Origin of the sequence: Dactylosporangium sp. NPDC049742, assembly GCF_040674675.1 — a bacterium.
Lineage (GTDB): Bacteria > Actinomycetota > Actinomycetes > Mycobacteriales > Micromonosporaceae > Dactylosporangium > Dactylosporangium maewongense.
Window position 1 is genome coordinate 26,721 of the sequence record NZ_JBFANF010000098.1, and the last position, 9,272, is coordinate 35,992.

A 9,272-nucleotide genomic window follows, 5' to 3' on the forward strand; every position below is an offset into this window, starting at 1 on the left:
GGAAGCACCGACGGTCTGTCAGTAGAACGTCGTTCAGGGTGTTGGTGCCGAACATCATGGAATGGATCATCCGGGAGTGTCAACCCTCCGCGCTGCTTTCCAGCGAAGACGGGCGCGATTCCGAACCTTGACGCCCACCGTCAGCGTCCATACTGTTCTCGAAACCAAGACAATGATCGTTCTATATACAGAACAGAACCGGGGCTTCATGAAACTCGGACTCAGCCTTGGACACTCCACCGGCCTGCGTGACCTCGCCGCCGTGGCCCGCAGCGCCGACGCGGCCGGCCTGGACTCCCTGTGGGTCTCGGAGGCGTACGGCTCCGACGCGGTCAGCGTGCTGGCCTACCTGGCGGCAGTGACCAGCCGGATCGGCCTGGGCACGGCGGTGCTGCAGATGCCGGCGCGCACCCCGGCCGCCACCGCGATGACCGCGCTCACCCTCGACCAGCTCAGCGAGGGCCGGCTGCTGCTCGGCCTGGGCACCTCCGGCCCGCAGGTGGTGGAGGGCTGGCACGGCGTCGCGTTCAACTCCCCGCTGGCCCGCACTCGCGAGTACGTCGACATCGTGCGCGCGGTGGTGGCCCGGCGGGACCCGTTGACCTACCCGGGCGTCCACTACCCGCTGCCGTACCCGCGGCCGGACCGGGAGCCACCGCGCCCGCTGAAGGCCACACTGCACCCGACACGCCCGCGAATTCCGGTCCTGTTGGCGGCCAACGGCCCGCGCAACGTGGCGCTGGCCGGGCAGCTCGCCGAGGGCTGGCTGCCCGCCTTCTACTGCCCCGACCGGCCCGAGCTGTACCGCGAGCTCCTCGCCCCCGGTCTGGCACACCGCAGCGCGGACCTGGGCCCGCTGCGGGTCGTCGCCACGGTGCACCTGGCGCCCGGAGCCGACCTCGCGGGCTGCCGGGACGCGCTGCGCCCGGTGTTCGCCCTGTACCTGGGCGGCATGGGCACGCGCGGCCGCAACTTCTACGCCGACCTGGCGTCCCGGCTGGGCTACGGAGCGGCCGCCCAGCAGATCCAGGACCTGTACCTGGACGGGCATCGCACCGCGGCGGCCGCCGCGGTGCCGGACGCGCTCATCGACCAGCTCGCCCTCGTGGGACCCCGGGAACGGATCCGGGACCGGTTGGCGGCCTGGGCGGATGCCGGGGTCGACGTACTGACCCTCAAGACCACCGACGTCGACCTGGCCGCGTGGCTGGCCACCGCGCTCTAGCAGACCCCGATCAGGAGAAGAACATGCCGCTCAACGAGGCGTTCATCGGCAAGGTGTTCGCACCCACCGCGCCGTACCGAGTCAGCCGGGAGAAGATTCAGGAGTTCGTCCTGGCCACCGCGGCCGCCCCCGGTCAGAACGGCCGGCCGGTGGTCCTGCCCACGTTTCCCATCGTGCTGAGCCTGCCCGCCACCCGCCACGCACTGTCCGACCCGGCACTCGGGCTGGACTACAGCCGGGTGGTGCACGGGCGCCAGCGATTCCGGCACACGAGGGACATCCGGGCCGGCGACGAACTGACCGTGACCGTCCACATCGAACAGATCCAGTCCGGCGGGGTGCACCAGATCGTCACCACGCGCAGCGAGATCGCCACCACGGCCGGGGAACCGGTCTGCACCGCATACTCGACGCTGGTCGAACGGGGGACCCGGCCCCGGGCCGGCAATCGCGGCGCGGAACCGCCGCAGCCCTGGACCGTGTCCGGCCAGCAGCTTCCAGACCGCGAGTTCAAAGTCACCCGGCAGGACCTGGTGCGCTACGCGGGCGCGTCGGGTGACTTCAACCCGATCCACTTCAGCGATCACGCCGCCACCCAGGCGGGACTGCCCGGTGTCATCGGGCACGGGATGCTCACCATGGCGCTGACCGCGCGGGCGGTCACCGAATGGATCGGCGACCTTGCCGGAGTGCTCGACCATGAGACCCAGTTCAAACGGCCGCTGCTGGTGCCGGACGACCGGGGTACCACGCTCACCGTGTCCGCGACCATCGGCGACCCCGACGACGCCGGCCACCGCCAACTGGTCGCCGAGGCAAACGTCGGTGCCACCCTCGTCGCATTCTCCCGCCTCACCATTCGCCCGGCCGCGCGCACCGATCGATGAAGGGCAGGTCTCGCTGAACTGCACCACGCGCCACCGTCAGACGTCCCCAGCCATCCCGCGCAGGCAGCCGCTTGACCTAAGGGGTGTCTCAGTTGGTGAGGTTGTGGCCTCGGGCATGATCTGCTGCTTTTGCCGGACATCGCATTGAAGCTTCTTGCGCCTCCCCCGACTGCGACGTTGGCCTCGCAATACGCCACTACGAAGCACACCGCCGTGCCGTCCGACATGATCTCATCCACGTCTGCCAGGATCTTGGCACCGATTCCGCGCTGCTGCAGCGTGCACGCGAACCCAACCTCATCGCTGTCGAAACCCTCGACTGGCTCCGCGCCGTACCCGACCGGACCCTCGCGGCGGTGCGCGCGTGTACCGCGGCGCGGTTTCGGTGTGTTCATAGCGGCATGCGGCAGTGGGCGCGGTTGAGTTGGTCCTGGCCATGCCCGCGAGCGGCCACGTAGCCGTCGGGCCGGACGAGGACCCACCCGCCGTCGTCGAGGCCGAGCGCGTCGGCGGCCGGTCGGCCGACGGCGCACGTCTGCGCCAGGCTCGGCAGTGAGAGCTCGCGACCACCGGTGGCCGGGTCAGCGGTGAGCAGCAGCCAGCTCGGGCTACGCAGCGCGTCGAACAGCTTCCGCCAGCCGGCGGTGTCCGCCTCGGGGTGGCGGGCCTGCACAACGCGCTCCCCGGGGGCGGGCCCGGGCCGGAGCGTGTCGGTGTCCGCTACCGTCAGCGGGCTCGTGCGGTACGCGATGCCGAGGCCCGACATCGCCCCGAAGAGGCTCCGGTTCAGCGCATGGAAGATCGGGGGCCATGCGTTGGCCACCTCGAACAAGGCGGGCAGGTGCTCGTCGATCACGACGTTGCGCAGGTCCACGAGATCCGTGGCCGTTCGCGTCGAGCGGAGCAGGGCTTCGCCGACGGGCACCCGCTCGGCGCTGTAGGTGTCCAGCAGGCTCGGGCCGGCCAGGCCTCGGATCACCGCGGCGAGCTTCCAGGCCAGGTTGAATGCGTCCTGCACGCCAGTGTTCAGGCCCTGTCCGCTGGCGGGGCTGTGTACGTGCGCGGCGTCGCCGGCCAGGAAGCAACGGGCGGACTGCATCACGGGCGCCGCGCGCTGCTGGATGGTGAACACCGATACCCAGCTCGGGCGCTCCACGCGCGCCTCGGTCCCCAGACCGCGGCTGAGCTTCCGGGCGAACCGCTCGGCGATCGCGTCGTCATCGCCGCCGTAGTCGACGTCGACGGTGTCGAGCAGGCGCCAGCGGCGCTCGCCGACCAGCGGAAACAGCATCACGGACGCGCCGTCCGCCCGGATCCAGCGGATCCGGTCGTGTTCGACCGGCCGCGCGAAGTTGATCTCGGCGTCGGCGATCAACCAGGTTTCGATGGGCTCGCCCTTCAGTACCACACCCAGCTGCTCCCGGACCGTGCTGTGCGCGCCGTCGCAGCCGACCAGCCACGGCGCCGTCGCCTGCTCTACCCTGCCGTCGTGGTCCAGCGTCGCGCGCACCGTTTCGGCGCCCTGCTCGATGCCGGTCAGCCGGACACCCCATTCGACACGACCACCGAGCCGCTCGACCGCTGAGCGGAGCAGCTGCTCGGTGATGACCTGGTCGAGCATCCACATCCGGTTGAAGCGCGTAGCGTGCTCGGTGAACTCCGCGTCCATCGAGGCCAACTGGCGGCCGTCGGCGTCGAAGGCGATCCCTCTGCCCTGCACCGCGCGGGCGTTGAACTCCTCGTAGAGCCCCAGTTGGTCCAGGATCTCCATGGTGCGTGGATGGATCACGGCGGCCCGGCTCGTGGTGGCCGGGCCGGTTGCGGCGTCGACCAACCGCACGGCGATCCCACGGCGCAGCAGCTCGTGTGCGGCCATCAGGCCGACCGGGCCGGCGCCGACCACCAGCGCGTCCGCCTCGCCGGCGGAGCGTGGCCGCGGCCGGGCCTCGTGCGCTGCGGCCGGAGGCAGCGCCGTCAGAACTTGGGTGACGAACCCGTAGAACTCCGCCATGAAGGTCCGCAGGAACTGTTCCGTGCCGGCGTCGCGGACCTCGCCTGTATCGCTGATCAGGCCGGGGCGAAACTGGATGTACGCCTCTGGGGCGTTCATCTGGGGAGAGTTGCAGTAGCCGAGCACACTACGCAGGCTCTGCTGTGCAATCGCGGTGCCGATCTTGCCCGGGGATGTGCCGATCACGGCCGAAGGCTTGTGTGAGAAGGAGTTGTCGCCCCAGGGCCGGCTCGCCCAGTCGATGGCGTTCTTCAGGGCGCCGGGGATCGAGCGGTTGTACTCCGGCGTGACAAACAGCACCGCATCGACGGAGGCAATGCCCTGTTTGAGCGCCCGGCCCGCGGCGGGGAAGTCGGCGTCGTAATCGTAGCTGTACAGCGGCAGGTCGCGGATCGGGATCTCCACGAATTCCAGCTCGGGTGGGGCCAGACGGATGAGCGCCCTGGACAGCGCTCGATTGATTGAGCTGCCCGCGAGGCTGCCGACAATGTAGCCCACCTTGTACCTTGCCACGGTCGCGTCTGCCCGCTCGGACGGCCGTCAAACCTGTGCCGACTGCGCCAGCCCTTCAACTGCGCCCTGAGGCCGTCGCCTCTGTCTGTGCCGCCCCGTGGGTGGTCCACTGCGCAGGTCGCGGTGATCAGTGGCCCGCGCTCATGCCGCCGTCGACGTGCAGGATCTCGCCGGTGACGAAGGGGGCGGTCTCCAGGTAGAGCACGGCGTCGACGATGTCGGCGATCTCACCCAGCCGGCCGACGGGGTGAGCGCGGCCAGGGTGTCGAGGGTCTCGCGGGCGTGCATCGGGGTCTTGATGGTGCCGGGGGAAGACGGCGTTGGCCCGGATGCCGCGGGTGGCGTACTCGATCGCCAGCGACTTGGTCGCGGCCTGCAGGCCGCCCTTGGTCAGTGAGGCCAGACCGAGGGGACACGCGCGTCGGCGTTGTCGACGAGGCTGGTGGTGATGCTCACGATGTGCCCTCCGCCGCCGGACAGCATGGCGTTGACCGACGCGCGGGTGAGGTGGAAGAAGCCGGTCAGGTTCACGCCGGTGGCGGTCGCGTAGTCCTCGTCGGTGTATTGCGTGAAAGGCTTGGCCAGGACGACGCCGGCGTTGTTGACCAGGGTGTCGATCCGGCCGAAACGTTCGATTGCGGCGGCCACCACCAGGTCGGTCGTGGCCGGGACGGCGATGTCGCCGGCCACGGTCAGGACTCTGGGGTCCGCGGACTTGCCGATCGATCGAGCGGTGGCGACGACCGCGTAGCCGAGCTTGCGGTAGGCCTCGACGAGGCCGGCGCCGATGCCCCGGGACGCCCCGGTGATGACCGCGACCTTCTGCTCCTGGACGTTCATGGCAGCGGAGCCTTCGCGCGACGGCGGAACGGCTGGAATGCGGACCGGAGAACCAGCCGACCGGGCGCCTACATCGACCGTAGGTCGGATCACGACTCGAGGCGATTGCACGCGGTGTCCCGCTGCGGTTCATGACAGGTCACGCAGGAGTTCGGTGTCGGTGGTGGCGCTGCGCCGCACGACCGACACCTGACCCCGTTGTTCGAATACCACGAACCGCACCGAGGTCACAGGCCGCACTTCTCCAGCAAGCTCAGCCAGACTTCGCTGACGGTCGGGAACGGTGGGACGGCGTGCCACAGCCGATCGAGGGGTACCTCGGCGTTCACCGCGATGGTGGCCGAGTGCAGCATGTCGGCCACGTCCGGGGCGACGAAGGTGGCGCCGAGCAGAACCCGGCGCTCGTCGTCGACGACGAGCTTCGCCCAGCCGGAGTAGCCGACGCCGCGGACCACCGCGCCCTCGACCGCGCCGATGTCGTACTCGGCGGTGCGCACGGCGAACCCGTCGGCGCGGGCCCGGTCCTCGGTGCGCCCGACCATGCTCACCTGCGGCTCGGTGAACACGACCTGGGGAGCACCCCGGTCGTCGGCGGTGTCGCGCAGCCCGGGCGCGTCGTCGGGTGCACCCTTGGCCCGGGCAGCGATCACGTCACCGCACACCCGGGCCTGGTACTTGCCCATGTGGGTGAGCTGGTTGCGGCCGTTGACGTCGCCGGCGGCGTACAGCCAGCCGTCCGCGACGGCGGTGACCCGCATGCTCGCGTCGACCTCGATCGGGCCGTCCGAGCCGTCCATACGCAGACCGATCGTGTCCAGGCCGATGTCGTACACGGCCGGTCGGCGGCCGGTGCCGAGGAGGATCTCGTCGGCCTCGACCAGCCCGCCGTCGCCGGTGTGCACGGTCACCGGACCACCCGGGACAGGCCGCTCGACCCGGGTGACCGGCTGGCGAAGCCGCACGTCGATGCCCATGTCCCGCAACGAGCGCGCCACCAGCTCGCCAGCGAACGGCTCGGCCCGGGAGAGCAGGCGGTCGCCGCGCGCGAGCACGGTCGTCTCCTGGGCGCCGAGGGAATGCAGCGCCTGGGACATCTCGCAGGCCACCGGCCCGGCGCCGAGGACGACCAGCCGCCTGGGCACCGACTGGACGCTGGTCGCCTCCCGGTTGGTCCACGGGCAGGCGTCGGCCAGCCCGGGGGTGTCGGGAATCGCGGGGCTGCTGCCGGTGGCGATCACGACGGCGTGCCGGGCCCGCAGAGTCCGGGTGCCGCCCTCCGGCGTCGTGACCTCCACCCGCAACGGCCCGGCCAGCCGCCCATGACCCCGCACGAACGTCGCCGGGAACTTCTCGATCAGGTTCACGTTGTGGCCGTCGTCGCGGTGGGACACCGTCTCGTCGCGGTGAGCCAGCACCGCGGCGGCGTCGATCCGGCCGCGCAGCTCCAGCCCTGGCATCCGCTCCACCTCGGCCGCCAGCTCCATCGGCCACAGCAGGGCCTTGCTCGGCACACACGCGTAGTACTCACACTCGCCACCGGCCAGGCGCTCCTCGACCACGGCCGCGGTCAGGCCACCGCGCACCGCGCGCGCGGCGGCGATGATCCCGACCGGCCCGGCACCGATCACGATCAGGTCGAACTCGTCGCTCGTGTTCGCCATGGCACCCCTCCGATGCTCGAGGTCACGCCTCGTGTGACTTCCCCGGCAGGCCGACTCGAACCCGTGATCTCGAACCGCGACGGCTTCACCCGCACCTCGGATCTCCAGCCCCTGCACGCCAGGCATGTGCACAGCGAACAGCAGAGCGACTTCCCCCGAACCTTCACCCGGTGAAAGATCGAAGCCGCTGCTACGTCTGCGGGGTCCGCCGGCGGCGGCGTTGCATTGTGGGATCGACGGACGCGTTTGAACCCGTGTTGGGGTCCGCGGTCAGATCGCGTGGGCGAGTTCGGCGAACGCTGTGGCGACTCGCGTAGCCGACGGGGCGTCGACGGCGAGTTCGTAGTGGCCGCAGCGCAGGTTCTGCATGAACGCGTGTCCGGCGATGATCACCTGTGCTGACTTGTCCGTTCGTTGGCCGCGCATCGGTCTCAACCGCTGTTTGAGCCGGCTGTGATCAGCCTCGATCGGATTATTGGCATACCGCTCGACGTGGTGCCACGCGGACGGGATCAACTCTTCGAGGACGGCGGGGTAGACTGCGGCGGCGTCGGTGACCACCTCGGTGGGCGTCACCTTCAACGTCGACAGCGTCCGGCGAAGGAACCGACGGGCCGCGTTTGCGTCCCGACGGGCCGAGACCAGCACGTCGATGACCTGCCCGTACTGGTCGACCGCCCTGTACACGTGCCGCCAGACTCCGTTGACCCTGACGTACGTCTCGTCGACGTGCCACCTATCGCCTGGTGCGTGGCGACAGAACCGGGCCGCGTCGGCCAGTAGCGGGGTGAACCGCTGCATCCACCGATACACGGTGACGTGGTCGACCTCCACGCCGCGCTCGACCAGTAACTCCTCAACGTCCCGGTAGGACAGATTGAACCGCAGATACCAGCGCACCGCGACGACGATGACCTCGGGCGGGAACCGGAACCCAACGAACGACGATTTCGGAGGCAGCCACAAGTCAGGTCGGATCGATGACTTCACCGCTCAAGCCTGCCTCGACCTTGCCAACGCTCAACGCAACGGCGCCGGCATGGGTCAGATCGCCACAGCGTGCGACACCAGCCAGGCCTCCTTCACCGGCACCATCGTGAGCACCACCCGGTTCTGGTCGACCTTCTCGCCGGTGACGTTCGTGTTGCGGCGGTACTGGTTGAGGTAGAGCAGCAGTTCGACCCGCTGCGGGCGCGCGGTCACGACACCGGAGGCGGACACCGCCGCGCGGACGATCGCCTGCTCCGACACGGCCTGCGGCTTGAGCGCGGCGGTCGTCTTCGCGTACTCGTCGGCGAACTGGCCGGTGGCGAACGCCCGCCCGTTGGCGACGCTGGTGTCGAAACTGCGGTAGTCGTACGAGAAGATCGCCTGCGCGGCGGCGGTCGCGGCGGCGAGCGACTGGCGGACCGCGACGTCCCGCTGCCGCGCCTGCTCGTGCTGGTACCAGCCGGCGCCCGCGACGGCGAGGCCGAGCGCCAGGACGGCTACACACGCGGCGCCGCCGCGACGCATGCGGAGCCTGGGCCACTTGAGTTTCGGCATCATCAACTCCCGGATCAGCCGACGAACTGGAGCCGCGAGACGAGCCAGCGGCCCGATCCGGCGTCGTGGGTGACATCAACCTGGATGCGGTAGTGCGAGGCGCGGCCGTCGGGCGCCTTCGCGTTGCGGACGGTCGCGTCGACCGCGACCAGGACGACCGCCGAGTGCCGGTCGCCGGAGACCAGCGCCGCGCGCAGCACGGTGCCGCGCGACTCGACGTTGTTCTCCACGATCGCGGCCCGCACCTGCGGCCGGCCCCGTGCGAACTCGTCGTAGAAGTCGCCGGTCGCGCCGTCGGCGATCCGCTGCAGGTCCCGGTCGACGCTGGAGGCGCTCACCGAGACGAAGTTGACCGTGATCTGCTTCGCCGCCGCGAGGGCCTGCTGGTGTGTGCGCTCCAGCATGCGATCGTCATACCAGCGGCTGCCGAAGACGGCGCCGGCGGCCAGGGCGGCGCACATCAGGACGGCGAGCACGACATTGCTGGGCGCGGTGCGGGTGAACCGGGTCCGGCGGCGGGTCGCGGGCGCCGGGCGGCGGGTCGCGGGCGCCGGGCGGCGCGCGGTGCGCGGGTGCGGCCGGCGCGTGAC

Annotated in this window: 9 protein-coding genes and 1 pseudogene; 3 read left to right on the plus strand and 7 right to left on the minus strand. The window is 70.4% G+C overall.

All coding sequences use genetic code 11. The features are described from left to right. Nucleotides 1-208 precede the first annotated feature (208 nt). The 3 genes and pseudogenes from AB0J72_RS55050 (at nucleotide 209) to AB0J72_RS55060 (ending at nucleotide 2,112) form a co-directional block, all read left to right on the plus strand. A complete protein-coding gene (locus AB0J72_RS55050; RefSeq protein ID WP_363416043.1) occupies nucleotides 209-1,225 on the plus strand; it encodes an LLM class F420-dependent oxidoreductase in 1,017 nt (338 codons plus the stop codon). A 23-nt stretch (nucleotides 1,226-1,248) separates the two neighbouring features. Then, a pseudogene (locus tag AB0J72_RS55055) lies at nucleotides 1,249-1,653 on the plus strand (MaoC family dehydratase N-terminal domain-containing protein); the annotation flags it as partial. A 51-nt stretch (nucleotides 1,654-1,704) separates the two neighbouring features. Continuing rightward, a complete protein-coding gene (locus AB0J72_RS55060; RefSeq protein ID WP_363416073.1) occupies nucleotides 1,705-2,112 on the plus strand; it encodes a MaoC/PaaZ C-terminal domain-containing protein in 408 nt (135 codons plus the stop codon). 391 nt (nucleotides 2,113-2,503) lie between these two features. Here the strand turns inward: AB0J72_RS55060 and AB0J72_RS55065 are convergent, their stop codons facing one another. The 7 genes from AB0J72_RS55065 to AB0J72_RS55095 all read right to left on the minus strand — a co-directional run. Beyond that, entirely contained in the window at nucleotides 2,504-4,621 is a 2,118-nt protein-coding gene (locus tag AB0J72_RS55065) for an FAD-dependent oxidoreductase (RefSeq protein WP_363416046.1), read from the minus strand. Nucleotides 4,622-4,763: 142 nt separating this feature from the next. Continuing rightward, on the minus strand, nucleotides 4,764-5,039 hold the full coding sequence (locus AB0J72_RS55070; RefSeq protein WP_363416076.1) for an SDR family oxidoreductase: 276 nt from the start codon (nucleotides 5,037-5,039) through the stop codon (nucleotides 4,764-4,766). Beyond that, nucleotides 5,027-5,476 carry an SDR family NAD(P)-dependent oxidoreductase gene (locus AB0J72_RS55075; protein ID WP_363416049.1) on the minus strand — a complete coding sequence of 150 codons (450 nt, stop codon included), beginning with the start codon at nucleotides 5,474-5,476 and terminating at the stop codon, nucleotides 5,027-5,029. Before AB0J72_RS55075 ends, AB0J72_RS55070 begins: the two co-directional genes overlap by 13 nt. A 227-nt stretch (nucleotides 5,477-5,703) precedes the next feature. Further along, on the minus strand, nucleotides 5,704-7,137 hold the full coding sequence (locus AB0J72_RS55080; protein WP_363416052.1) for an NAD(P)/FAD-dependent oxidoreductase: 1,434 nt from the start codon (nucleotides 7,135-7,137) through the stop codon (nucleotides 5,704-5,706). A 270-nt stretch (nucleotides 7,138-7,407) separates the two neighbouring features. Then, a complete protein-coding gene (locus tag AB0J72_RS55085; RefSeq protein WP_363416078.1) occupies nucleotides 7,408-8,097 on the minus strand; it encodes an IS6 family transposase in 690 nt (229 codons plus the stop codon). 84 nt (nucleotides 8,098-8,181) lie between these two features. Further along, a complete protein-coding gene (locus AB0J72_RS55090) occupies nucleotides 8,182-8,682 on the minus strand; it encodes a hypothetical protein (RefSeq protein WP_363416055.1) in 501 nt (166 codons plus the stop codon). Nucleotides 8,683-8,696: 14 nt separating this feature from the next. After that, nucleotides 8,697-9,272 (minus strand): hypothetical protein (locus tag AB0J72_RS55095; protein ID WP_363416058.1); only part of this gene is annotated, 576 nt, incomplete at its 5' end.